The following is a 26,341-nucleotide window of genomic DNA, read 5'->3' on the forward strand; positions in this document are numbered from 1 at the left end:
CCCTCCCTTTCCTATTTCTAGGTAGTCTGTATTATTAGCCTTTAGAACCTGCAGTTAAGTTCATACCTTCAATAAAGTATCGTTGGAAGATAAAAAACAAGATGATAACTGGAAGTAAAACCAATAGTGATCCAGCCATTAAATAGTTCCATTGTGTTGCCAGCTGTCCTTTAAATACTTGTAGCCCTATTTGCAACGTGTAAAGTGATTCGTCGTTCACATAAAGTAAGGGTCCTAAAAAATCATTCCATGCACCGTTAAACGAGAAAATGGCAACAGTGGCAATCGCAGGCTTTGCGAGGGGAATCATAATTTTTGCCCATATATAGAAATGATTGGCCCCATCAATTTTTGCTGCTTCAACTAACTCGTTCGGAATTGTTAAAAAAAATTGCCGGATCAGGAAGATATTGAAGGCGCTTCCGAAGAATGCCGGGATGATCAATGGTAAATACGTATTTAACCAACCTAATTTCGAAAATAAAACATAATGCGGAATCATGGTGACGAATCCTGGAATCATCATGGTCGCTAAAACGACGGCAAACAAGAAATTGCGCCCTTTAAAGCGGATTTTCGAAAAGCCGTAAGCAATAAACGAATTTGCTAATACATTGCCTAATACGACAAAGACAGTAATTAGTAATGTGTTAAATAAAAAGCGGGTAAATGGCGCAGCTTTCCACGTTTCAAGATAATTTTCCCAATGCCATTCTTTTGGAATAAAGGTAGGAGGATATTGCATGATTTCTCCCATATGTTTAATTGATGTGGCAAACATCCACCAAACAGGCAACAAAATTAGCAAGCTTCCTCCTAGGAGAATCATGGTGACAATGGTCTGGGATATTCGTTTTTTTACCTTAACACTTTGGAAATAGGCTTCCTTTTGTACAGATACACTCATTTATGATCATCTCCTTCATAGTGCACCCATCTTGGAGCAAGTTTTAAATTTATCACTGTTAAAATCAAAATGATGATAAATAAAATCCATGACATCGCCATTGCATATCCCATATCAAACACTTCAAAGGCTTTATTCCACATATGTAAATTAAAGAAAACTAAAGAGTTTGCGGGTCCGCCATTACCGCTTTCACTCATGACATAGGCTTCTTGGAAAACTTGAAACCCGCCGATTAAACTTGTGACAACATCAAAGAAAATGACCGGGGTAATCATTGGTAAGGTGATATGTCTGAAGCGTTTAAATGCAGAAGCACCATCTATTTCTGCAGCCTCATAAAGCGATTTTGAAACACCTTGCAAGCTGGCAAGATATAAGAGCATTCCTCCGCCAAGACTCCATAGCTTCATAAAGATCAAGGATGGTTTTGTCCAATTAGGGTCAAATAACCATGCAGGACCGGTAATGCCAACCCAAGACAGTACCGTATTAATAAGACCGGTGTTCGGGCTTAATAATTGCATCCAAAGCAAATACACACCGACACCTGATAGGACAGCAGGTAAATAGAAAATCGTTCGATAAAATCTCATGCCAGGCACTCCTTGATTTAGCAAGACAGCTAAAAGAACGGCACCTGCTGTGGTAATTGGAACGGATATCAAGACATAGTAGAGGGTATTTCCTAATGAAATCCAAAACAGATCGTCATTGGTGAACATTCTGATATAGTTACTTATACCGATGAAATCCATTCTGGAGGTAACATCATAGTTTGTAAAACTTGCATATAAGGAAAACAGCATTGGACCAGCTGTCAGGATTAAAAAGCCTATTAACCAAGGGGCAACAAAGATATATCCTTGTAAGCTTTCCTTTTTTTCCAGTGTCATGATTTTTCTATTTTTGATTTTTACTCTTTTTTCAGTCGAAGCCTGGGTTTGCATGTTTAGAGTCCCCCTTTTCCTAAGATGAAGTAATCAGGGAGCGAAACATTCACTCCCATGAACTTCGATTATTTTGTGCTTCCAACTAACTGCTCCACTGCTTTCTGGGCATCCTCTAAAGCTTCTTTTGGTGTTTTTTCACCTAATAATGCTTTATCCAGCTCAGGATTAATTAGATTAAGATAATCTGGAGCCTCGAGCGGTGTTGGGGTTAAAATCGTATGTTCCATATTGTCAATGGCAGCCTGGTAAACTCTCTTACCGTCTTCTTTAAGCTCAGAGCTTTTTGCGGCATTTTCGGATGCTTGAATGTTTGCAACATTATCAAAGTTTTTAACAGCCCAATATTCCTGTGCTTCAGGTCCTGTCAAGTATTTAATAAATTCCCAAGAAGCTTCAGGATTTTTGGCTCCATATGGTACTTCGGCAACAAAGCCTCCGCCCCATACTGTGTGGCCATTTCCAGGTTCCATTTCTGGCATTGGTGCAACACCGAAATTCATCCCATTGCCAAAGTCGCGAATTTTAGTATAGGCATCTGTTGGCGTTGTTACGACCATGCCGATTTTTCCTGAAATAAATGGATCTGCTTGGTTTTCACCAAATTCAGCTTTAAATCCGTTAATGACGTCCTCTCCATATATTTGTTCGAAATCATACACCCACTGCAAAGCATCAACCGCTTTTTCATCATTCACGACCGGTTTTCCAGCTTCATAGTCCCAGTAGCCGTGACCTGTTGCATTAAGCATCCAAATATCCGGCCCGATTTTATGTCTTGGTAAAAACCCGATTCGCGTATAACGTTTTCCGGTTTTTTGATCAATTTTTTTCGCAAACTCTTTTACTTCTTCCCACGTTTTAGGAGGTTGTTCAGGATCTAATCCCGCTTCTTTAAACAGGTCTTTGTTCCAAAATAGTAATCTGGTATCTGTATTGAAAGGCAAGGCATATGGTACGCCATCATGTGTAACAGCATTCCAAAGCTCCGGATAGAATTGATCTTTTATGCTTGGATCTTGTTCAAAGAATGTACCTAAGCTTTCATTTTGCTTTTTTTTTGCACGTTGTCTTACCGTGTTAATATCATTGATGATGACATCTGGAGGATTCCCCGCTGCAACCGCTGCCAATTCTTTTGTCCAGATATCTCCCCAAGGCAGATATGTATGTTTAACGTGGATTTTATCCTGTGAGTTATTAAAATCTTCAATGATTTTTTCAATAATTGGTCTGCGTGTTTCAGAGCCCCAGAAGGTCCAAAAATCAAGTTCAATCTTCCCTTTGCTGCTAGTTTCGTTCGTTTCTTCTTTTGAGGTCTCTTTGTTTCCTGAACATCCTGATAGGAACGTTCCCAAACTCATTATAAAAATCATGAGCAAGGTTAAAGATTTTCTGTAACTAATCATACATTTTCCCCCTTGTTAAAGTAAGAATTTACATCATTCAAAAACCCACAATATCGGTAAAGGTCTAATTAAGTATCGGGATCGGTAATTAATTGGATTTTTGCGGTGTTGCAGAATTTGATTTCACCTAACAGCAGTATGTTTTGTGTTATTTGTTTACTGATTATGTGAGGTTTTGTTGACTTGTCTTTATTATCGTTGTATACGCTTACAATGTCAATAATATTTTGAATCTTTTTATCTGATAAAATACGATAAATTTCTATGTTGTTTTCTACTGCTAGTTAGGTTGATGATTTGATCAAGATAAATATGAACCTATTAAATATACTCTAAAATCAACAAAAATCCTTATTTTCATAACGATGACTATGTCCCTTATCCTGGTTCTCGTACATATGCTAGTCAATAAAAATCTCAATTTGCACATCTGTATCTTCTTCACTGCAATCAATCTTATAAAATCGTTCATCAACTGCATGAATTCGTGCTTCCTTTTTGTTCACAAATGCAGCAATCGGCTTTTTGTCAGATACGAATCCAAAAATACCGCCTTCTGCCAAATCGATTATGACCGACTTTTCTCCTTTGTAGGATTTTAATATAGCCGCTGGTGATAAATATTTGTTTATAAGCCCGACTGGAGTAAATCCATCAAACGGCATAATAAGGTATAATTCTGCTGTGTCCTTTTCTAACGTTAATGGCATGGCTTCATCCTTTGTTAAAATCGTGGCTGTTTGCTTTAGAAAATCAAATACAGCAAAGTGATCTCCTGTTAAATGCGGAATGTCAGCTGGACTTAAAGCACCATGTACCTGCTCTCCATTTAAGTGAATGTTAAACACACCGATAACACCAGTGTTCTGAACAGTATTCCATACTTTTAACGGTACTTGTTCTTCATTCGGGTTTAGAAATAAGCAGTCTTCTGTTGGCAGTCCTGGCTGATCTGCGCGCAAAATTTTCCCGTCATTAAGAATAAGCGGCCAAATTTTTTCTGGATCAGTTAGCCCTACTTGATCACTAAAATAAACGGGACCTCCGCTTACCGCCCTTAAAATCGCATTTTGCACACCTTCTTCATGAATTGTCCAAAACATGTCCCAATCGCCCCAATAAAACTCGCCATGGTAATAGGAGTTATAAGCATTTTGCAGAGCGTGCTCTTTAAAGCTAATTTCTTCACCTGGAACAAAGTCATCACTATTGCGGGAAATCGCTGATATTGGCCGATGAAAGATATTTTCTGAAGCCATCCCCATGCAGTTAATCATACAATGATCGAAATGAAGCCCTACAGATGCTTCTAAGCCTGCATGGATGCCATGTGCTGCTTCACCAACTGATTTTTGGTGCATCATAAAGTTCTTAACAGCACTCTGACTATCAACTTTCACAAAATCAATTCCTTGTTTTTTTAAGCTTGAATGGAATTGATTCCAAAACTTTAATCCTTTATCGAGCTCTGGATGAGGGATATATTTTTGGCTGTTTGTTGGATAGACACAGTCATTTAGACTTCTGGCTAACTTTTTGTGGATTCCTCCCCAATAGCCGGCAATCGTATGCCATACTCCAACCCATGATACCCCGTATTGCTGCTTTAATTTTTTTGAAATGGAGGGAAGTCCGTTAGGGAATTTCTGGCGATTTGCTTCAAATGATTGCAGACGATGATCTTCAACATCCAGCCAGCCATCATCGATCATCACCCATTTTACGGGCAGCTGCTTTTCCTTTAGTTCATCCATTTTTGCTAGGATTCCGTCTTCGCTTACTTCATGATAAAAGGCATCCCAGCTGCACCAGCCTAAATAGTCCAATACGTGCGGATAACGCTTTTTCTGGCGCGGTAAGGTAGGGTATTCTAGTACTTCTAATGTACTTCCGATTGTTTTAGTGGATAGTTTAAACGGCTGTTCTCCAATTCCAATTGCAAAGGCTAATGTTTGACAATGGTCAAATCCTCCTGTATAGGAAGAAAGCTTTATATCCATTCCTTGTTTACTGCCTGACAGGTCTGTGCGAAAAATCTTTTCGACGACAGGTAAAAGATAAATATAGCTCTTTTCATTCTTCCATAATAATGACTGCGTTCGTTCAGGCAAGGACTTTAGATCATGCGAAAAATGCGGGCGTGTCCACCAATCTTTGTGCTGGTAGTTAGCCAATAGCCCTGAGGCTTGACCTATACTTCCCACATGAAGTGTAATGGCAGCTTCAGGGGCAAAACAAGTGTGCCTGCTTTGCATCCGTTCGTTTTTAATCTCAGCATCAATGAATGCTAATAACAGGTTTTGATAGAGATGAAGGCGTAATTCTACTGAAACAAGCTGTTTATTGTCAGTAAAGGTATGGATCGTTTCCGTGTATTCCTCCCCTCCTTTTGATGTTGGCCTTGTCATCGTATTGATGAGCCTTAATTCAATGTTTGTAAGGTTATCAAGCGTAACGGATAGCTGAATATCCTGTAAGACTTTTTTGTCTTTTATTTGCAAGTTTATGATATTTGTATTGTTTGCTAGTTTCATTAATGGCCCTCCTTTTCATTAATCATATTTTTCTACATGAATCTCGTAAGATTAACTTTGGCTTTAATAAATGGCGTTTGCTTGAAAGTTGTTTCTTTTCGATTTTGTTAAATAAAATCTCTGCCGCTTTTATTCCCATGGCCTCAAAAGGCTGCCTTAGTGTTGTAAGAGAAGGGTATGTCCAACTTGAAATAGCGATATCATCGAAGCCTGTTAACGAAAAATCAATTGACACTTGATAGCCGCGTTCTTGAATTGCTTTGAGCGCACCAATTGCTGTCTCATCATTTGATGAGATAATGGCTGTAAAGTCTCCCATTTCAAACAATTGATTCATCGCTAAATAGCCGCCTTGATTGGACCAATCCGAATGGGTAACCATGACATCGAGTTTAAACTCTGCCATCGTTTGTTCATAACCATCGAGCCGGTCTTTCGTTGCTGATAGATGATCAGGACCTGAAATGTAAGCAATTTGCCGATGCCCTAAACGGTGAAGGTATTTGACCATTTCAGAAATGCCATATACATTATCTACATCGACTGAATCTATTACTTCCAGTGATCCGGCATGACCAACTAACACAATTGGATAGCCTGATTCTGCCATCTTTTGCAGGTCTTCCTCTTTTCTTTTTAGGAAGCTGACAAAAATAAGACCGTCAACTTGTCCCTCGTATAAAAATTCTAATGAGGAGATCTCTTGGGAAATATTAGAGGTTAAACTATAAAAGACACAATGAAATCCTTTTTCTTTTGCGATTCGCTCAATCCCTTTAAAAACAGGGGTATAGAAATAATTTGAAATGTCATCAACAACAATTCCAATCGTTTGCGTTTTGTTCATAACTAAACGCCTTGCATTGACATTGCGATGATAATTTAATTCTTTTATGGCTTTCTTAAGTGCCTGTTCTGTTTCTTTTTTGACTGGTTGACCATTTAAAAATCTGGAAACTGTGCTTTTTGATGTGTTGGCAAGCCTAGCCACGTCGTGGATTGTTGGGTTCAATCCAGCTCCCTCCTAAACTGAATTTGGGAACGCTCCCATTTTTAGTTTTTATAAAAACAGTCATTCTTCCCTTTGATCGAATAAGTGGGAACGTTCCTATCACGTTATGATTTTAGCTTAGTCTACTTACGAAAAGCTGTCAAGATGGTTATGGAAATTGATTGATGGGAAAATTAGAATTTTTGTTCTATTTTAATAAGTTTTCATTTAGACATTATGACCTTAGTAATAACTACTTTTTTCTGTCAGCTTCGGTTTATTTGCCCTCCATTTCGCCTAAATCCTTTGCAAAAAGTTTGTATAGGACAAGCATAGATCGGGGAAGGCTGAGTATAAGGAGGCGATGGATAAATGAGTACATTTGAAGTTTTGTCTATCATGATTAGCTTTGGGATGTTTGTAGTCGCCATTCTGGGAACGAAAGATAATGATAAGGATTCTTGAACACGCGACCTGCGTGTTATTTTTTTGAAAGGTAAGAAAGTATAAAATTTTAACCTAGTTTTTGTGTCTAGCTCCAGCGCCTAGCCCCTCTAGGGTCTAGCCACTCATGAATTGAAGGCAAAGAACGCCTTCTATTCATGATCGTCTTATTTACCTTAGGCTGATCAAGGCGCTTGCGCTTTTCTTATTAAACAAAACCAAAGGTCAGAACCGCTTAGAACACACAATATATAGGGACATTTAGTAATCCTACATATTGGTGTTAGTGGGACTGACCTTTCCTTACTTATTAATGGTTATCTCTTCAATAAATTTATGCATTCATATATTCTCGTCTTACGAACTTTCCAGAGTTGCGCTTTATTGCTTCACATATTTTTCTTTCGCTTGCAGCTGATTATCATAATATTCATTGAACAAATACGTAAGGTAAGAGTTTAGTTCAAATCGATCCTTATTTACAAAATCAGATAATGTTAATTTACATTCTTTCGCCATGATCATACCTCCTTCACTATATTTCCATTCTCAGGCGACCTTCTTATATCATCGTAAAGTTATGTTTTAATAAACCTTAAAGTCCAGTTCCTGTTCAGCTAACGATTGTATCGGCCCCACCTACGCCAAATACTTTGACGGCCACACATGCCATCCAACCCACTTTTATTATAATAGAAAACGCTTACATTTTCAAAGATTAATTGAAAACAAGTTTCGACAGTATTTTATCTCCATCTTAACAGGCAACATTATAGGAGCTTAGAATTTTGTTGAAAAAGCGCAAGGCGCTAAGCATTCGGCGACAAGCATAAGGCGAACAGGAATTGAAGGTGTTCTTTACCTTCAATTCCTGTTTGACTAGACCCTAGAGGCAGTCAAAAACGCGACGTCCTTATCTCTTGACTGCACTTGCACGTCCTGTGCTTCGCCGATGGCGCCTGAAGCTAGATTCAGAAACGCAAGCTATGTTAAGAAAATATATAAATTCTGGTATTAAAAAAAGGGTCGAATCTTAAATATCCACCCTTTCGATCGTCGGTATTTCCCGCGATTTATTAATCCTCATAATAAACGGACTATCCAGTTCCTTTGTGCAGTACTCAATATCTACTGGATTAAACTCCTTTTGCTTGGGATCATAAAATTTATCTGTCACACATGAGTTTTGAATCCTGTTTATGACTTCTTCCTTTGTGAGACAAGCATTCCTTTCCTCCATTATGTTTTTTATATATTCAGCACAGGCCAAATCATCATCACCGAGCGGATGTGAAGCAACAATATTAATTTCGGTTTGTTTCTCGGCATTTTTCCATTTCTTTTTTATATAGTGCGCCGTCGTTTTTGCATTGGAAAACCCGGTAACATAAATTTCTTTTCCGTTTAAGGCGTTGAGAGCAGCCTTCACACCATTTGTTGTTTTCTGTACAAGTACTTTCCCCTTTAAACCATGATGATGAGCAATAGTAAATGGAGAATTATCTAGATCAAAACCGGCAATTGGTAAGCCTTTCACCTCACCTGCTAAAAGGACTTCTGGAAAGTGTTCCTTTATTTTTAAAGCAGATTGCACGGATCCAACAAGCCAAATTTCTTTTACACCTTGAAGAAATGCGTAGTGGGCAACTGTGAATGCCCGGATCACATCAATCACAATGTTGACATCAGATGGTCTCAAATGGTGATCGTTTCCTTGATAAATGGTAATTTGCATTTAATTCCCCCGTTTTTACATGATAATAAAGTATATTCAGCTTTATTCAGCTTTAACATGATTTTTACTAGGATTGTTGTTTTTACGTGTTAAGGAGTTTTCCTCATCAAAAAAATAGCCCTTTTATCAGTAATTGAAGAAAGGGCTAGATCTTAAGTATGATTAAAATTGATCATCAGGGTGTAAGTTATTTTGCATTAATTCTTGAACTTTACCAATCTGTTCAATCGATGCAAGCTCTGTTTTGTACCAGCCTTTTTGATTCATGATCTCAAAAAGCTTATATTGGCTTTGGGTTGCATTTTCAAAACAATGCTGATAAACATCGCGTAATTCGTTATGAGTTGTTTCCAACATCGTCCCTGCTATGCTTCGGCATCTTCCTTTTTCTATTTCGAGACATAACTGAAGCATTTCACGTTCCGTTAATCCTCGTCCTGCCATATTGTTAGGCATGTTCCGACCTCCTTATTGGATCATTCCTGACTTGTTAAAATATTGCGCAAGCTCTGCTATTTTTAATTGGTGATTTTCTGCGATTTGTTCTAGCGTGTTTCGAAGCTCTTCATCTTTACATAATGAAGCACACCAATTGATTGTTTTTGCAGCAATTTCCTCAGCTCTAATTTCATCCTCAATAAATGCAAGCTCTTTCGTTGTAAGTCTTGTCATTTTCATCACCGCCAAAAAATTTCTATTAGTACAATGATAGTATGAATCGCTCCTTATTTTTTTATCCGGTTTAAAATTCATCCTTCTTGAATGAATCCTCGGTTCGAGAGTCAGAATAAAAAAGGAAGAATCTATTCTATCCTATATTCTCTTTAGAAAGTGGTGAAATGATGGCGAAAAAAGGAATTCAAAATTCAAGTCTTGAACAATTAAAAAATGATCATGAAACAGAGTCGGCTTTTAAGGCAGATGATCCTAAAAAACACAATACGGGTACAAAAAGAAACAAATAAGCTGGTGCCAATCGGTTTAGTAGATAGGAAAAGACCCACCAATTACCTGAGTGGGTCTCTAAGAAAAAAGTTTACACTTTAAATTTTCCAATTAACTCCTGAAGTTCTTCCGCCATTTTTGATAAGGCAGCAGAAGATGCGGTGATTTCTTCCATCGATGCAAGCTGCTCTTCGACTGCTCCTGACATACTATCTGTGCTTGTGGCTGTCAAATTTGACGTCTCGTCAATCACCTTTATTGCTTGAACAATTTGTTCTGTGCCTGTATACATTTCCTGAACGGCAGAGGTTACCTCTTGAATTTGTGAAGAGACTTCAACAACTCCTTGTTGGATTTGATCAAAGGAGCTTCCTGCATAATGAACAAGGCTAATACCTGCAGCTACTTTATTTGTCGTATCATCCATTGATTGAACGGCCTGATTTGTATCCTTCAAAATGGATGATATTACTGTTGAGATTTGTTCAGCAGATGAGGCGGATTGCTCAGCGAGTTTGCGTACTTCATCTGCTACTACCGCAAATCCGCGGCCGTGTTCTCCTGCTCTTGCCGCTTCAATTGCTGCATTTAATGCTAATAGGTTTGTTTGTTCGGCGATGCCAGTTATGACTTCAACAATTTTGTTTATTTGGGTTGAGCGTTCTCCAAGTAGTTTTACCTCATGTGAAAGAGACGTAACAGAATCATTGATCTCATTCATTTGTCTCACAACTGTTTCAACCGCTTTGTTGCCTTCAAGTGCCTTTTCAGATGCCTGTAAAGCTGTAGTATTAACAACTTGTGAATTAGCTGCAATAATCCCTACAGAAGTTGATAAATCGTTTATTGTCATAGCTGTTTCTTTTACACTTTGGTTTTGCTTGTCTATTCCTACTGCAACCTGTTGAACGGTTGCTGAAATTTGCTCACTGGCACCAGTGGATTCTTGTACACTGGCAGTTAATTGCACTGAGGCGGCAGCTACTTGTCCAGCATGTTCCCCTACTTGTTTAATTAACTCTCTAAGCTTGCCAATCATTTGGTTATATGAACGGGCAATATCCCCTAATTCATCACTGGATGTTAATTTGATGTTTTGCGTAAGGTCTCCTTCTCCTTCGGCAATTTCTCTTAGGCGAATATGTACGATTTTTAAAGGTTTAATAATCGATCTTACGATAACTAAAGAAAAAATAATGCCACTCATGATAGATAGGATGATAACGGAATATAAAATGATTATTGCCATTTGTTGTTTTTCATTTAAAAGCGTTTTTTCGCTCTCGATTTTGTTTGTCAGATTATCAATAAATTTGTTAATGCTAGGATCTACAAGTTCTTTGCGGATCCCTCTTTGTTCCTCCATATGAATGGTTTTGGCTTTTTCGTGATCTCCGTTTAAATATGTTTCAACCATTTCTTTATTCGCTTCACTATAGACTGAAAGGTTTTCTTTCATCTGATTGATTGCTTTTATTTCTGAACCATTAAGATTTGGATTTCCCTCAAGTTCATCAAAATAGGTTTTTATTTCCTTTGTTTTTTCCTCAATCCCTGCAACTAGCTCCATATCCCCGGTAAGGAGAAATGCTCTTTCATCATTAGAAATCCCTGTGAATCGATATTGCAATGACTTTAATATCAACTGAATTTCTTGCTTTTCTTGAATCTCGTGATTTGCTTCTTCGGTTTTTTTAAGTTCAAAGGATGCGAGAACACCCGTAATAAGCAATCCGGCTATTAAGAGCGAAACCAAAAGAATAAGCTTTCCTTTTATTTTCAAAACAATTGCCTCCCTATGTTTTACTTGCTGTAATTATTATCGGCAGAAAGAGATTTCGTTTTAAGGTCATAACAGCTTATAAATGAAAAAACCACCAAAAAGGTGGTTATAAAATTAACTTTTTGTAAGCTGTAATCGTTTTTCTGTTTCAACGATCGATTCATAAATCTCCTCCAATGAATAAACCCTGCCTTTTTCATCTTTATAGACAACATGTTCTGGTTTAAAATGTACTGGGGAGTCTAACCCTGCTGCTGCTGCAACACGAAAGAGACCTTTGCGCATAGAGATTAAATAATTTGCTGTCCGATATTTTTTTTCGTCAATGACAAGTGCTTTTTGTAATTCAGGGTCTGTTGTTGCCACTCCGACGGGACATGCATTGGATTCACATTTTTGTGCCTGAATGCAGCCGACCGTTATCATAAAGCCTCGCGCTATATTAACTAGGTCTGCCCCCATCGCAAGTGCAATGGCAACTCGATCTGGGGAAAACAGCTTACCCGATGCAATAATTTTTACTTTATCACGTACTCCATATTTTTTTAGGGCATGATCCATTAATGGTAAGGCAGATTTGATCGGCAAGCCGACACTATCAGCCAGTTCTTGGTAGGAAGCACCCGTTCCACCTTCTCCGCCGTCTACTGTAATAAAATCCGGACCTTTTCCTGTTTCTTTTATACTTCTCGCTAATTTATCTGCTTCTTCCTTGCTTCCGATAACTACCTTCATTCCGACAGGTTTGCCAGTATGCTCACGGATCCGCTCGATAAAATGAAAGAGTGATGGAAAGTCGCTAAATTCCCGGAAACGATTTGGACTATCAATTGATTTAAATGGTTCGACCATTCGTATTCTGGCAATTTCCTCGGTTACCTTTTCCGCATCAATATGCCCTCCTCGTGTTTTTGCGCCTTGAGCTAACTTGATTTCAAATGCCTTCACTTGAGGAATTTGACTTTTTTCCGTTAAAGCCTCCCAGCTAAAATTCCCTTCTTTATCCCTAACACCAAATAGCCCCGGACCTATTTGCATGATCAGGTCAACGCCGCCCTTTAAATGGTAATCAGAAATGCCGCCTTCCCCTGTATTCATCCAGGTGCCTTTTGCGATGGCCAGCCCTTCAGAAAGTGCTGTAATGGCGCGATCACCTAACGAACCGTAACTCATGGCCGACATGCCAATCTGGCCTTTAACGATAAACGGGCTTTTGCAATTTTGCCCAATCACAATGGCGTCCTCATCATCGAGCAAATATACAAGTGATTCTTCTTTCTCTAGGTACTCCTTTTTCTGTGTAAATAAAGGTTCTTTTACTAGTAAATAGCGTTCTGTTGTTTGTTTTGTTTTTCGATCCATTTTGATTTCTTCCGTGAGCTTTGGGAACATCGAGTTTCGAATATAAAATCCTGCCTCTTCAAAATCTCTTTGTGAACCAAACCCTAACACATCACGTTTATATTTAGCTTTTCTTACAATATGCTGGTATTCATTTCTAGAAAAAGGCTTGCCCTCTAGATCATTGTTGAATAAATATTGACGCAGCTCAGGGCCAATCGTTTCTAAGAAATATCTTACACGTCCTATCACAGGATAATTACGAAGAATCGGATGCTGCTTCTGCGTTCTGTCTATGATATACAAATAAATGGAAATGATTATGAGGACAAGCAGGATCACCGTACAAAAAATAAAACCAATAATTGTTAAGACGTTCGCTATATTCAATATACTTCCTCCCTTTCAGCAATGTATTTAATGCCCTCTTGCATTTTTAGCAGGCTAGTAGTTAGGATTCGCAACTAGGGAATAAATATCCATTCATAATAGAGATGATGTTTATTAAATCCATAAAAAAATGCAGGTCCGAATCATCATCGGTCCTGCATTTTTTATGTATCATTGTTTAGAAGAGATTTTTTCTTTCCCTTCGTATGTAATGACACTCATCACATACCTGGAATTTAAAATGCTGAGAAAGATTTTTCCCGCAATGCTTACATATTTTTTTTAGTTGTACACCCTTTTTTAGTTGGTCATTGATCTTATCACTGATGTCGATTCGAATTCTTTCCCAATAGTGAGCTTCTGTATTTTTCCCGAGCTTATATAAAAATAAGAGATGGAGACCAACTGATTTATAGGATAATTCAAGCTCTTCAAGTCCAGATTCCTTCACCACCAGCTCTGGTAATTCTTCCCCATCTACAATCGATTGCAGCTTTTGCTTCCACTGAACTCTCAAGGATGGCTCATTTGCCGAAAAAGGTAAATGCAAAAAGCTATATAAATCAGGTACAGAGAGCTTGGCCTCAATCATTGAATCCTCAATCATCTCGTATAAAAGCTTTTCATCGTATAATGATGCTTTTTTTGTCCCTTTTGGACTATAAAATTGATCCCATAAGGAAAAGAACAGGCCAAGCTTACGTGAGTATTTTTGGAATCTCTCAAGTACAGCTGAAGTTGGGGCAATGGCAAAGCCTTGAAGCGGCTCATCCTCTTCTTCAAGAAGACGGACCATTGTTTTTACATTGCTTGTAAAAGCCACTTTTCCGATATCGTAAATACCTCTGCGCCCTGCCCGGCCGGCGATTTGCTTAATTTCCTGAGAAGTAAGCCATCTTCTTCGTGTACCGTCGAATTTATCATTTTCTAGAAAAACAATCCGTCTAATCGGTAAGTTTAATCCCATTCCAATTGCATCAGTCGCGACGATGATGTTAGTTTCCCCTTTGATGAACCGCTGCATCTGCTTTTTTCTCGTTTCCGGGGGCATGCTGCCGTAGATCATACTCACCTTGTGCCCTTTTCTTTGCAACTCGGAAGCTGTTTCAAGTACACGTTTTCTGGAAAAGCAAACAAGTGCATCTCCTTTACGGGCTTGGCCAATCTTGAAAACCTGTGATTCCACTTCAAGGGGAATATCGCGAACATATTCATAAACCTCAACATCGGATTCACCGAGAAGCTGCAGGATCATTGGTTTAGCGTTAAAGCTGCAAATTATATGGATCTCTTTTGCATTTGCTTTTGTGATGGCTTTATACCAAGAAAAGCCGCGATCTTTATCCGCAATCATTTGCGCTTCATCGATGACAACCACTTCATAAAAATCTTTTTCATGAAAGATTTCAACCGTACATGCAAGATGATTGGCATCCATCACCAGCTTCTCCTCCTCACCCGTTTTCAAAGAGCAAGGAACCCCTTCTTCATTTAATGTATCATAAATCTCGAGTGCTAAAAGGCGAAGCGGTGCTAAATAAATTCCGCTGCTCGCTTCCTTCATTCGTTTAATCGCCTGAAAGGTTTTCCCGGTGTTAGTTTCTCCAACATGTAGAACATATTGAATATTACGGCCAGCAGGAGGATTGTATTCTCTTCCGAAAATATCCTCAATCATCCTTGCCTCTTCTTCTTTCCGCCGTCTGATTGCCTCTAGCTCCTGAACAGCTTTTCGTTCTCTTTCAGAAAGATCTTTCTCATATTGCTTTTGATGTGTGACAAGGTCAAAGGGAATGTCAAGTAATCTTGTCAGATTTGATATGTACTCCTCTAACAAATCTTCAAAAAATTCTTGCCCGAGCTCTACAAATGGTTGAAAGGCTGATTCTTTTATAAGGGAATCAGGAAAAGCTTCATGGTAGATGTTCCTATATTCCTCAAAAAGGTGGACGGGAAGATGGTCTTTTAGCCAATTGGTTCCAAAGTCAAACAAATAGCTTGAAATTAGACGTTCATATTTTTCCGTTAGATCATTTGAGTATCGATTTCTATTAGAGGCTTGCTCATGTTCATGCTCTATATAATTAGAAAAAAGGATGTCCTCAGAGGAAAGTATACTCCCTCTTTGTTCAATTTCGATGGCCAGATGAGAGCCAAGTAAATAACGAACATAGAGATAGAGATCTTCATAATGCTCATTAAGCAGTTTATCAATATAATATTCAAGCTTATGAAGATATTTTCTCCTTTCCTCCCGTTGCAGCTGAAGCTTCATTCGACTTTGGAAGGCTTCCCTAGCCTGAATATATTGTTGCTCCCACTTGTCCACTTGATTTAAAAAGGTGTCGTCTAGCCAGCCAAATAGATCAAATGGTTTGATCTCTCTTATTTCATTACGAAACATTTGATTGATTTGTTTTTTGCTTAACCCCTCAAGGTCATAGCCATTTTCAGCAAGATATGCTTTCTTTTCAGAATAAGAGGCATGGCTGGTCGCAGAATTAAGCCAGGCATTTAACCAGATTTGATCAAGATATTGGCCTCTTTCTCTTACGTATTGTTCATAGGTGGGCAGGCTTTCTTTTGTTTCAAGATATTTATATAGATCGTTAAATGCCATTTCCTGTGTACGCTCGACAGCTTTTTGGTAGTGTTTTGATAGAAAATCGTCCATAAAAAACTCCTTATTAGGCTTTATATCTTATTTTTTACGATATATGGAATGTCATACAGCATACATTATCGAAATCTTTATTTTATTTATATATTATATCGTTATTTGCAAGGAGATTCTTTCAAAAATTATAGTTAGAAGTATTTTTATACAGAATATCAATCAAGAAATAACCATTTCATGTCCAAAAATAGGAATTAACGATTAGATGTTCCTGTAGTTTTCCAAACATTCCAAATTTATTTTTCGGCTGGTATTCTTCCTTATATCGTTCAACAACTCTTTATATTTTCTGATCTTTATACACTGTATAATTGGATTTACTTTTTCTCATTAAACATTTTAATCGTATCGATGGGGAGACAAAACGACTGTGGATATTATAAAAAGGAAGCAAAAAACAGGTAATAACTTAAAAATAAAAGAAAAGCCTCAATGCCATAAAAGGTATCTGAGACTTTTGTTGATCATTTTTCACTTTAAGCGTAATTTTATTTAATCTTGTTAGCGGGAAGCTTTTGCCATTTTTTGAAAGTATGGATCCATAGCTGAGTTCCCGATCTTCCTATTTTTCTAAATCAATATAAGGAACTTCTGTCATTCTTAAGTTTGTACAACCATATGGCAACAGTGTTACCTCTTTTATTAATTGGCTAAGGGGTTTTCTATCTACTGGCACTTTTGTCACAACGCCATTTGTTTTAGGCCAATCTATTTCAACTACTTTTGCTTTCGCCTCTATTGGGGCTTCTTTTGTACTAAATGGAATATCGCCTACACCATTAAATGTGTATTCTATCTTTTTGTCAGCATACCCATAATTCCACTGTGATTTAGGGAAGAGTTCATAATCACAGTGAGGGAATATCCGCAACTTTTCTTCATTTCCATAATTAACCATCTCCCATTCTTCCTCAATAGCAATGCTATATAAAAGCGGACCTCTTCTAACTGCAACCATATTTTCCGGTCTTTCGATAAATTCTGTTTCAAACTGCAGGACGACTTCAATGGTTTCTTCATTATACCAAGTCTTTGAAATCGTATAAAATTCTCCACTTTTCGTATCTGCACCATTTACTGTTGCACTTGAACTAAAGCCTGGAATCCTTATATCAAATGCAAACTCAACTGGCTCACTTACATTCACACAGAAAATCATTTTATTATGAAATGGATAGTCAGTAGATAAGCTTATTTTTACATCTACATCGTTAATAGCCGTTTCCACTGTTGAAGGTGCTAGTGTAACACAGGCAATCCTTTTGTCTGTCGTCATAAATGCAGATAACGCAAATTTTGGCCATGCTTGATTAAAATTTGAGGTGCAACATCCGTAATGGGGCTCGAGCCCATATAAATGAGCTTCACCATTATTTGTGTTGAACGGTTGGGAGCCTTCTTCGATTCTACTGCATTCAACCTGATTGACGAGTTGATCATATTGATGTGTCCACATATCAGGACTGATCGTTGCAGGCAGAGCGTTATAAGCGATATATTCCAGCTTGTCTGCCCATTTTGTTTCACCTGTTATTTGAATAAGATGCTCTAATGAATACATAAACTCAGCTACAGAGCATAATTCAGTTCCTTGGATTGGACTGTTGCCTGAAAGACACTCATCTCCAGTAAAAATGCCTGTTGCTGTGCCGTGATATTCGGATAATTTTTCTATCATCAATTCTGCAAATGTCATATCTTCCTCTTTCTTGCTGATTCTGCTAAAAAGAGCTAAAGATTTAATTGCCATCGCTTGGTTTACGACATGATTCATTTGACTCCAGTGGCCAAATGCTTGTGGTTTTTCATAAGGCCAATTTTCATATAGTGCTTGATAATCAAAACCTTGAGCTTTCATCTTTATGGCCAGGTTTAGTAGCCAGCCTTCGTTTCTTCTTTCGTATAACCAATAGATTGGGATGAGCATTTCAAACCATCTTGTGGACGCCCAATTGAAGATTGTGAACCTATCAATATGCCGATCCAAATTTTTCGTAGCCTTATAGATAACCTCTTCTATCCTTTCATCCTTACTGCACTCATAATAGACGACTAACACTTTTAATAGGAGAAATAATGCCCACATGTCATATCGTTCTCTCTCTACTTTAGAGCATGGGCATATCCAGCCATCATCCTCTTGCCCATGAATGATCGCATCTATATACTTTTTAGCTCGTTTTTTCATATCGTCATCATTTAATAGATACGCTAATGGGATAAAACCATCTAACCAGTAAGGTACACGTTCCCATCCTTCTTTATCACCGCCAATCCACTTACTTTCTTTAATATCCGGCCAAAATTTATCAAGGTTCCCGCTTAGACCTTCTGCTTGTATTTGTAATTGACGCAAAAGCCATCCTTTTGGTTTAATTTCATTTGTCGTTAATGGTTTTAATATTAATTCAGATATAGTATCTACAACCATTCGTCATACCTCCATTACATTTCAATCAATCTTCTAAAATGTAAGCTTGTTTAATCTTTTCTATACCTTTGGATGCAACCTCTAATGGAGATTGATGATCGAAGTTTTCACAAAATAATTCCAAGGATAAAAAGCCATTGTAGCCTATTTGATTTAAAAGTGATGCCAGTTTTTTGTTTGGTGCGATGCCATCTCCTGGAAATACGCGATCACTGTCACTGATATGTTCTCTCGTTGGAGTAGAGGGATAATCGTTGACATGGACGATCCCGATATTATTTGCACGTAAATAATCCAAATTCTCTATCTTGCTTCCACCCGTATACATATGAAAAGGGTCTAGTAAAACTTTAACGTCTGGTACTCCGCTTTCCATAGCTATGAAGAGTGCTTCACTCAATTTGGAGAGCCTTTTTGATTTTCCCCAGAATTCTAGATATGGCTCAACACCTATTCTGCGTGCAAGATTCGCTAATTGACCAAAATGAAGTGCGATAGTCTCTAATGAAACCCCTTCAACGTGACCGCTGGGGGGAGCGGCAACTGCCTTGCAGCCTAATTCCTTTAACAACGTGATTTCTCGTTCTGCTTGGTCCAGACCTTTTTTACGAATTTCTTCATTAACATCTGTCCACTTAAAAAAAGTAATGGCGTTAACAACTGAAATACCGCGATCTTCTATCAAGCCTCTGAGTTCTTTAATGGATCCGCCATTATCGAGATATTCTTCAATATCTTTGACCCAAAGTTCAATCCCATCATAACCTGCTTCAGCAGCAATATTTACTTGTTCTTTTACATCTAATTTAAAAGGAATCAACGTAGATGTGTTCAAGGCCAGCTTAAAATGGAACAAAAATTTTCCCTCCTTATTAAGAAATGAAATATTTTCTTTTCCGGTTAGTTCACTTCCAAGGTTCTTTTTTCTAAGTGACTCTGTTTCGCCATCTCAATCAACAAGATCGCTAATCGAGCTTGTTCCGGCTTAACGACAAGTTCCTCACGTCCCATAATATGTTCGTAAATATTTTGGTAGTATGATTGGTAAGAACCTGGAATGGTTTCAACACGCCCAATAACATGTAGATTGTTAATGTCTGTGTTCAATGTTCCCCACCACTCCTTTGATTCTCTTCCCCAAGCCGGTGAATGAGGAGTTAATCCTTGTTTTAATGCTTCCTCCTGCGGATCGATTCCGTATTTAACAAAAGATCCACTTGTTCCATGAAGTTTGTAGCGAGGACCTTGTTCTCGTGCAACCAATGAAGAAATCAATCTTACATGTAATCCATTTTGATAACCTAACGTTACATCGAAATAATCGTCTGCTTGGGTATTTGGCCGCAACGTACGAAGATTTGCCTGAATCGATTTCGGCTTGCCAAAAAGACATAAGGCTTGATCAAGAAAATGGACACCTAAATCATAAAGCTGTCCAGCACCGATGGACGTGCTGTCCCTCCAATTTGTACCTGCTATTGGGTTGAATCTATCCCAGCGAAATTCAACTTCAGTCATTCTTCCCAGCAAGTTTTCCTTCACGATGTTTTGGATGGTCAGAAAATCTCCATCCCATCTGCGGTTATGAAATACACTAAGCACCCTATTCCTTTTTTTCGCTAAAGAAATTAGCATATCCGCTTCAGCTGTGGTTGTCGTAAAAGGCTTTTCAACGACCACGTGCTTTCCTGCTAACAATGCGTCCCGTACAAACGTGACATGGTCAGTGCTTGGAGTTGTAACAACAATAAGATCGATTTCTTCATCTTGATATAAGTTTTCAACATGCTGAACGTATTCCACAGATGGATAGCGTTCCTTATCACTCTTTCCACTCCGACTAACGATTTTCTGTATGTTCAATTGAGGGATCGATGATATAACTGGAGCGTGAAAGGTGCGAGCTGCAAAACCAAAGCCAATAATACCTACTCGGACGGTTTCGTTCATATCCTTTTCCTTTCTCCTATACTTTTTTCCGATCCTCCAATCTTCCAGCAAAGGCAGAAAATCGATGGATCGGCATCATGGATTCTATAAAAATAGGTTTTTATTATTTAAAGTACTGTCTTAAATGGTGAAACGCTTTTTCAATCCCTTTTCGTTCCCCTTCGATCGAGCCCCAATAACTATGATCTTCTAATTCGATACTAATTGCACCCTGATAACTGAGAAGATCTAATCGAACAGCCACTTTCCCCCAGTCTACCTCGCCGCGTCCAGGAATGGTATAGCGCCATGAGCCTTCTGAAAAACCATACTTTTCACCAAACGTAGCCTGAATCACACCACATTCATAAAGCTCATCTTGCAAAATTTCGGTGTCCTTTCCGTGACAGTGATTAATTCTTTCACCGAATTCAGTTAATACTCTTACGTAATCAATTCCTAAACGGACAAGATGAGAGGGGTCATAGGTCATCCCGAAATGTTTTGATGGTACCGCTTCAAACATGGCTCTCAACATTTCAGGAGTACAACCTAGTGTTGGATAATGGGGCGCTGGTCCCGGCCAGCCTTCAATAGCGATGTAGATCCCCATCTGTTCTGCATGCCTGATAATTTCCGGAAACGTTTCTTTCCAGATCGCAAATCCTTCCTTGCGTGGCATTGTATGATCCTCAGGAACCAGACACATGAATAGCACGCGCCCTCCCAATTGTGCAATGTCTGTCATCTGCTTTTTCAGATCTTCTACCGCATTTATACGTCTGTTTTCATCCTGACTTAATAGACTGGCCCCATTCCTTGCATCGACAGAACCGATGCCTATACCAGCTTTTTGACATGCTTCTTTTGTTTCTGGTGTTAAACGCGGGACATCAAGGGTATCCAATCCAACCTGTGCAGCCCATGCAGCAGCACTTTCGATTCCTTCTGCCCCAATCTTAGGTGGAATGCGCATCCCAATTTGACATTTCATGGCTTTAGTTCCTCCTCTAATGATTCGCTTTCATTGTTGTGTACGGGTTATAGCCTGCTGCTTCATAAACCATTTCCGAAAACTTGACAACTTTTAATGCGAACTCGCCTGGAACCTTTACTTCGTGCCGTCCCAGAATGGCATCGATAAAGCTTTTGTCTTGATTGGTTGTTGGTTCTGGTAATTCAGGAACAATTGGCTCATGACCTGAACGATGCAGTGTGATCTTGCCATTATCATAAAAAATGCCGCCATTTTCACCGCAAAATACATAGGTTTCATGCCAGGTAGGTGCGCGTCCAATTAGGTTTAGACCTGCCACAACCCCTTCTTCGAAACGAATAGAGGTAAACGTATCGATTTCCACCGGTGCACCTTGGTTCGATAACTGCGAATAAACTTCTATCGGTGTTAAACCTGTTGTCCAAAGCAGGACATCAATGATATGACTGCCTGAGTCCATCAGAAACCCGCCTCCTGATAAATTCGGTACTTGCCGCCATGAAATATTCTGTCCCTGACCTCTCCACCATTGTTGGTATAATGAAGCAGTAATCGAAGTGAGCTTCCCGATTTCCCCTTTTGCGATCACATCACGAATATAAATGAATTCAGGTTGGAAATGACGCTGATACGATACTTGCATCACTTTGCCCGATTGTTCGGCAGTTTCGATTAGTTGCTTTGCCTCTGTTGATGAACACGTCATCGGCTTTTCAATTAAGACATGAAGTCCTTCGTTCAAGACATCTGTTGCTTGTTGAAAATGCAAAGTATGTGGAGAGCAGATGACGACAGCATCGAGAGTAGCATGTTCAAGCATGTCGCGGTATTCGGAAAATTGCTGGATATCTTGCAGCCCAAATTTCGTAACAAATCGTTCCCTAGCTTGAACATTTACATCTGTAATCGCCTTTATTTCAACCTCTTCTAATTCTAATAACTGCCCAGCATGAAGGTGGGCAATCCCGCCAGTACCGATAAATCCTACGCGAATTTTGCTCATAACCGATTCCACTCCTTTATAAAATTTGTCGTTTATTAATCAATTTTTCTGATGACGTTCATATGCCTGCTTGTAAATATCAATTAGTTTGTCTAAATCCATGTCTTCGATGGTTTTGACATATTTATCCCATTCAGACAATGAGGATTCACCAGTAATGAATTTTGCTCTCATTTGTGTGACGTACGTATTTAAATCCCGTTCAATACGGGTGATCGTTTTTAATTCATCATCTTTAAAATAAACGCTTGGGTAAACCGGTGTCTCATAAGGAATCAATTTTTTCTTATCTTCCTCACGCACCCATTCGCCAAATTTGTCATTACCCCATTTCCAGCCTAACTGATCTTGTGCAAATCTTCGAATCGGTACGCCAATTCCCCAGTCTGGAGAAATGGATGATCGAAAATCCTCAGGGCTGTCAAAGCCTGAAGGAGCATCTTTTATTAACCTTTCCTGCTTCGTATTTGCATCTTTCCACTCCCAATAGGTCCCTTCTACCCCATTATGAAGAAGATCCGCCCCTTCTATTGAATAGGAGTAATCCACCCATCTGATCGTAGCTTCTGGATGTTCATTTTCCTTTGTAATTGCGAATGTACCATGGCCAATTCCAGTAGATTCCGGAACAATTGGCTGATCGATGAATTCACTAGTCAATGGGTGAAATACCGGGTTGTCGGTTCGATCGGTGGATCCTCCTAAAACAAACGCCGGATGAGCATCAGCAAAGACCCCGATTAAATTTTCGTGTCCTTTCGCCTTTTTTTGTGGATTTGTTTGAGAAAATGATTCATGATCAAATAAGTCTTCTTCCCAAAGTTTATTCATGTATTCTAAATAAGCTTTATACTCTTCCCGAACAGGACTATATACAACTTCACCATCTTTTAGTGATATCCCGCTGCCTGTTAGACCAAAGGCTGCAAGCAAATAGGAATCAAATTCACCTACACCGTTATGATTGCTTAAAGGAAGTTCATCCGCTTTTCCATTTTTGTTTGGATCTTCAGTTTTAAAGCGTTTAAGCAGATTGTAAAATTCGTCAGTTGTTTTTGGTAATTCTGTTACACCAAGATTTTTCAACCATTCCCCGTTGTACCACATATGCCAATAGGAAGGTTGATCATCAACTGAAGGCAAAGCATATATATGACCATCAGGTGCTGTAATCGCTTTTTTTACTTCTGGCCTTTCTTCCAGCATCTTTTTAATATTTGGAGCGTACTTGTCAATCAAATCTTCAAGAGGAATTAAAATTCCGTTGCCGCCATATTTAATTTGTTCCTGGTGATTGATATCAGATGCGTAGAAGATATCAGGCAGATCTCCGCTGGCTAATAATAATTGCTTCTTCGTTGGGAAATCATCTCGTGGAGGTGTTTCGAACTTGAAGTTAATATTTGTAAGTTTCTCCATTTCCTTAAAATACTCTCTATCTTTCCATTCCCCTTTTCCAACGTGAGGACCGACCATTGATAAAGTGATTTTTTCATCAACGATTGGAAAACCGCTCTCGTTAATGGCTGCTTTAGGTTCATTTTTTGAAGTTTCATTGCTAGCCTCATTGGATTTGCAGCCAAACAACACGCTTGACATTAACACTGTTGTCATCAAGAAAACAGGTATCTTTTTTCTCATGTAAAAAACTCCCTTCTAACGTCTTAAAAAGACTTTACTAACTTGCTGGGTACTACTTGCTTATTGCCAAACCTTATGGAAATCCCCTCCTTTCAAGGTAGGTAGCAGACCTCAGATGGAGTACCAACTTACCCCTTGATCGAACCGATCATGACGCCTTTAACAAAATATCTTTGCAGGAACGGGTACGCGATAAGCATCGGCAAAGTTGAAACAATAATGACTGCATATTTTAAGACCGCTGAGAGGTCTGCTTTCTGATTCATGACCTCTGCATTAGCTATAGCCATAGCAGGGTCCATTGTCTCTGTGGATATTTCTTGGAGGACAAGAATTTTTCTTAATACCATTTGCAATGGATACTTCGCCTCATCATTCAGGTAAATTAAAGCACTAAAGTATTCATTCCAATGCCCCACACCGTAAAACAGAGCCATTACCGCGACAATAGGCATTGACAATGGGAGAACGATTTTAAAAAACAGTTTTGTATTTGTGCAACCATCGATACTTGCTGCATCTTCTAATTCTTTCGGAATGGTTACTTGAAAAAATGTTCGACATAAAATGATATTCCAAATGGAGGCTGCATTAGGAATGACGAGTGCCCAAACGGTATTAATCATTCCTAAATTTTTAACGAGTAAATAAGATGGAATCAGGCCGCCGCTGAAAAACATCGTAAACACAAACATCATCATAAAAAAATTCCGGCCGACTAATTTTTTTCGAGATAAAGCATAAGCTGCCGGCAAAGTGACAAATAAGTTTATTGATACACCTAATAACGTATAAAAAATTGTATTTCGATAACCGATCCAGATCTCATCATATTGAAAAAGCAATTCATACCCTACAAAGGTGATGCCATTAGGCAATAGCCACATTTTTCCTTGGTTGACCAAAGTTGGATCACTTATCGAAGCGCTTACAATATAGATCAGCGGATATAAAATCATCACCAAGATGACTAATAGAAAGCAATGAACAAAAAACGTAAAGACTAGATCTGATCGACTTTCTTTAATCGCGGTCATTTTACCTCTCCTTTCTGCCTACCAAAGACTTGTCTCACTCCGTTTTCTAGCAATCTGATTAACGATGACGAGAATCGTTGCATTTATGACAGCATCAAACAAACCAACTGCAGTAGAATAGCTATATTGGGCATCTAAAATACCTGTTCGATAGACAAAGGTTGCAATAACATCTGAAGACTCCATATTTAAATCATTTTGCATGAGTAAAATCTTTTGAAATCCAACCGACAACAAACCACCCATATCTAAGATAAACAAAATAATAATGGTTGGAAGCAGTGCAGGAATGTTAATATGCCAAATCCGTTGCAATCTTGAAGCACCGTCAACTTTGGCTGATTCATGCAGCTGGGGATCAACACCAGACAATGCAGCGATATAGATAATGGCTCCCCATCCCATTCCTTGCCATACGCCAGATAATACAAAAACGGTTTTAAACCATCCTGGATCCTGCATAAAATCGATCGGTTCAACTCCAAATAAACCTAGAATATGATTAATCAGGCCAGTTTGAGGTGAAAGAAATGCTATGATCATCCCGACCATAACAACAAGTGAAATAAAGTGCGGGGCATATGTAATCGTTTGTAATCCCCGTTTATACATCCCATCCTTTACTTCGTTAAAAGCCAATGCTAAAATGATCGGCATTGGAAACCCTATAACAAGCGAATAAAGACTGATACCAATCGTATTCTTTATCAAATCCCAAAAATAGTAAGAGCTAAAAAAATCTTCAAACCACATAAATCCAACCCAAGGACTGTCCCAAACTCCCAAAGCGGGATTAAAGTCTTTAAAAGCAATAAGAACACCGTATAAAGGAACATAATGAAAGATTAAAAAATATAGAAATGCTGGTAATAGAAATACATATAATTCCCAACTTCTAGCGATGTCTTTTAATGTTTTCTTTCGATTTTCTATTTTTATTTCTTTCTTCCTTTTCGTTGATAAATGTGGAATCTTATTAGATGTGGCTTGATTCAATTCAGAAGCCATCAAAACCCCTCCCCTCCAATATCTCAATAAAACGTTACATACCAAATATTACTTTCTCATTAATAGAATCATTGAAGTCGATAACTCATAGAAAATGGTTTCATTTCCCCTCCTCTTAATCTATCATCCAAAAATTTGATAGCGTTTTCATTATAATTGATATAATAACTAATATAAATATGCGTGTCA

Annotated in this window: 22 protein-coding genes; 2 read left to right on the top strand and 20 right to left on the bottom strand. The window is 38.5% G+C overall.

Annotation, left to right across the window (positions count from 1 at the left end):
* Positions 1–34: 34 nt before the first annotated feature.
* The 5 genes from ACSVDH_RS14310 to ACSVDH_RS14330 form a co-directional block, all read right to left on the bottom strand.
* Positions 35–907: a carbohydrate ABC transporter permease gene (locus ACSVDH_RS14310; RefSeq protein ID WP_439252030.1), complete on the bottom strand. Its 873-nt coding sequence runs from the start codon at positions 905–907 to the stop codon at positions 35–37.
* Positions 904–1,857 (bottom strand): carbohydrate ABC transporter permease, encoded by a 954-nt coding sequence (locus ACSVDH_RS14315; protein ID WP_439252029.1) that lies wholly within the window; start codon positions 1,855–1,857, stop codon positions 904–906. Before ACSVDH_RS14315 ends, ACSVDH_RS14310 begins: the two co-directional genes overlap by 4 nt.
* 68 nt (positions 1,858–1,925) lie before the next feature.
* Positions 1,926–3,266 carry an ABC transporter substrate-binding protein gene (locus tag ACSVDH_RS14320; RefSeq protein ID WP_439252028.1) on the bottom strand — a complete coding sequence of 447 codons (1,341 nt, stop codon included), beginning with the start codon at positions 3,264–3,266 and terminating at the stop codon, positions 1,926–1,928.
* A 401-nt stretch (positions 3,267–3,667) separates the two neighbouring features.
* Positions 3,668–5,800 (bottom strand): Sip1-related alpha-galactosidase, encoded by a 2,133-nt coding sequence (locus ACSVDH_RS14325; protein ID WP_439252027.1) that lies wholly within the window; start codon positions 5,798–5,800, stop codon positions 3,668–3,670.
* A 22-nt stretch (positions 5,801–5,822) separates the two neighbouring features.
* Positions 5,823–6,812, bottom strand: a complete 990-nt coding sequence (locus ACSVDH_RS14330) for a LacI family DNA-binding transcriptional regulator (RefSeq protein ID WP_439252026.1) — start codon at positions 6,810–6,812, stop codon at positions 5,823–5,825.
* 351 nt (positions 6,813–7,163) lie between these two features.
* Here ACSVDH_RS14330 and ACSVDH_RS14335 point away from each other — a divergent pair, with 351 nt between their 5' ends.
* Positions 7,164–7,256, top strand: a complete 93-nt coding sequence (locus ACSVDH_RS14335; RefSeq protein WP_439252025.1) for a putative holin-like toxin — start codon at positions 7,164–7,166, stop codon at positions 7,254–7,256.
* A 360-nt stretch (positions 7,257–7,616) separates the two neighbouring features.
* On the opposite strand, the gene ACSVDH_RS14340 is transcribed toward ACSVDH_RS14335, so the two are convergent.
* The 4 genes from ACSVDH_RS14340 to ACSVDH_RS14355 form a co-directional block, all read right to left on the bottom strand.
* A complete protein-coding gene (locus ACSVDH_RS14340) occupies positions 7,617–7,754 on the bottom strand; it encodes a hypothetical protein (RefSeq protein WP_299088758.1) in 138 nt (45 codons plus the stop codon).
* Between the two features lie 514 nt (positions 7,755–8,268).
* Positions 8,269–8,970, bottom strand: coding sequence for a 2-phosphosulfolactate phosphatase (locus ACSVDH_RS14345; RefSeq protein ID WP_439252024.1), 702 nt, complete (start codon positions 8,968–8,970; stop codon positions 8,269–8,271).
* Positions 8,971–9,132: 162 nt separating this feature from the next.
* On the bottom strand, positions 9,133–9,426 hold the full coding sequence (locus tag ACSVDH_RS14350) for a spore coat protein (RefSeq protein ID WP_299088761.1): 294 nt from the start codon (positions 9,424–9,426) through the stop codon (positions 9,133–9,135).
* A gap of 12 nt (positions 9,427–9,438) precedes the next feature.
* Positions 9,439–9,642, bottom strand: coding sequence for a hypothetical protein (locus tag ACSVDH_RS14355; protein ID WP_299088763.1), 204 nt, complete (start codon positions 9,640–9,642; stop codon positions 9,439–9,441).
* 170 nt (positions 9,643–9,812) lie between these two features.
* Here ACSVDH_RS14355 and ACSVDH_RS14360 point away from each other — a divergent pair, with 170 nt between their 5' ends.
* Positions 9,813–9,935, top strand: a complete 123-nt coding sequence (locus ACSVDH_RS14360; protein WP_299088764.1) for a biofilm-forming protein — start codon at positions 9,813–9,815, stop codon at positions 9,933–9,935.
* 71 nt (positions 9,936–10,006) lie between these two features.
* Here ACSVDH_RS14360 and ACSVDH_RS14365 read toward each other — a convergent pair whose 3' ends face one another.
* From ACSVDH_RS14365 to ACSVDH_RS14415, 11 genes are all read right to left on the bottom strand, one after another.
* Positions 10,007–11,698 carry a methyl-accepting chemotaxis protein gene (locus ACSVDH_RS14365; RefSeq protein WP_439252023.1) on the bottom strand — a complete coding sequence of 564 codons (1,692 nt, stop codon included), beginning with the start codon at positions 11,696–11,698 and terminating at the stop codon, positions 10,007–10,009.
* Between the two features lie 114 nt (positions 11,699–11,812).
* The gene (locus tag ACSVDH_RS14370; RefSeq protein ID WP_439252022.1) at positions 11,813–13,429 is read right to left on the bottom strand and encodes an FMN-binding glutamate synthase family protein; all 1,617 of its coding nucleotides are present in this window, start codon (positions 13,427–13,429) and stop codon (positions 11,813–11,815) included.
* Between the two features lie 178 nt (positions 13,430–13,607).
* Positions 13,608–16,103, bottom strand: coding sequence for a DEAD/DEAH box helicase (locus ACSVDH_RS14375; protein WP_439252021.1), 2,496 nt, complete (start codon positions 16,101–16,103; stop codon positions 13,608–13,610).
* A 565-nt stretch (positions 16,104–16,668) separates the two neighbouring features.
* Complete coding sequence (locus ACSVDH_RS14380) at positions 16,669–18,537, bottom strand: beta-L-arabinofuranosidase domain-containing protein (protein ID WP_439252020.1); 1,869 nt, start codon at positions 18,535–18,537, stop codon at positions 16,669–16,671.
* 25 nt (positions 18,538–18,562) lie between these two features.
* Positions 18,563–19,393 (bottom strand): sugar phosphate isomerase/epimerase family protein, encoded by an 831-nt coding sequence (locus ACSVDH_RS14385; protein WP_439252019.1) that lies wholly within the window; start codon positions 19,391–19,393, stop codon positions 18,563–18,565.
* A gap of 44 nt (positions 19,394–19,437) precedes the next feature.
* The gene (locus ACSVDH_RS14390; RefSeq protein WP_439252018.1) at positions 19,438–20,487 is read right to left on the bottom strand and encodes an oxidoreductase; all 1,050 of its coding nucleotides are present in this window, start codon (positions 20,485–20,487) and stop codon (positions 19,438–19,440) included.
* Positions 20,488–20,590: 103 nt separating this feature from the next.
* On the bottom strand, positions 20,591–21,460 hold the full coding sequence (locus ACSVDH_RS14395; protein WP_439252017.1) for a sugar phosphate isomerase/epimerase family protein: 870 nt from the start codon (positions 21,458–21,460) through the stop codon (positions 20,591–20,593).
* A 16-nt stretch (positions 21,461–21,476) separates the two neighbouring features.
* Positions 21,477–22,466, bottom strand: coding sequence for a Gfo/Idh/MocA family protein (locus tag ACSVDH_RS14400; RefSeq protein WP_439252016.1), 990 nt, complete (start codon positions 22,464–22,466; stop codon positions 21,477–21,479).
* A gap of 39 nt (positions 22,467–22,505) precedes the next feature.
* Positions 22,506–24,107 carry an extracellular solute-binding protein gene (locus ACSVDH_RS14405; RefSeq protein ID WP_439252015.1) on the bottom strand — a complete coding sequence of 534 codons (1,602 nt, stop codon included), beginning with the start codon at positions 24,105–24,107 and terminating at the stop codon, positions 22,506–22,508.
* A gap of 128 nt (positions 24,108–24,235) precedes the next feature.
* A complete protein-coding gene (locus tag ACSVDH_RS14410; RefSeq protein ID WP_439252014.1) occupies positions 24,236–25,144 on the bottom strand; it encodes a carbohydrate ABC transporter permease in 909 nt (302 codons plus the stop codon).
* Between the two features lie 18 nt (positions 25,145–25,162).
* A complete protein-coding gene (locus ACSVDH_RS14415) occupies positions 25,163–26,152 on the bottom strand; it encodes an ABC transporter permease (protein ID WP_439252013.1) in 990 nt (329 codons plus the stop codon).
* Between the last annotated feature and the right edge of the window lie 189 nt (positions 26,153–26,341).

The organism is Metabacillus sp. Hm71 (assembly GCF_051842955.2).
GTDB lineage: Bacteria > Bacillota > Bacilli > Bacillales > Bacillaceae > Metabacillus.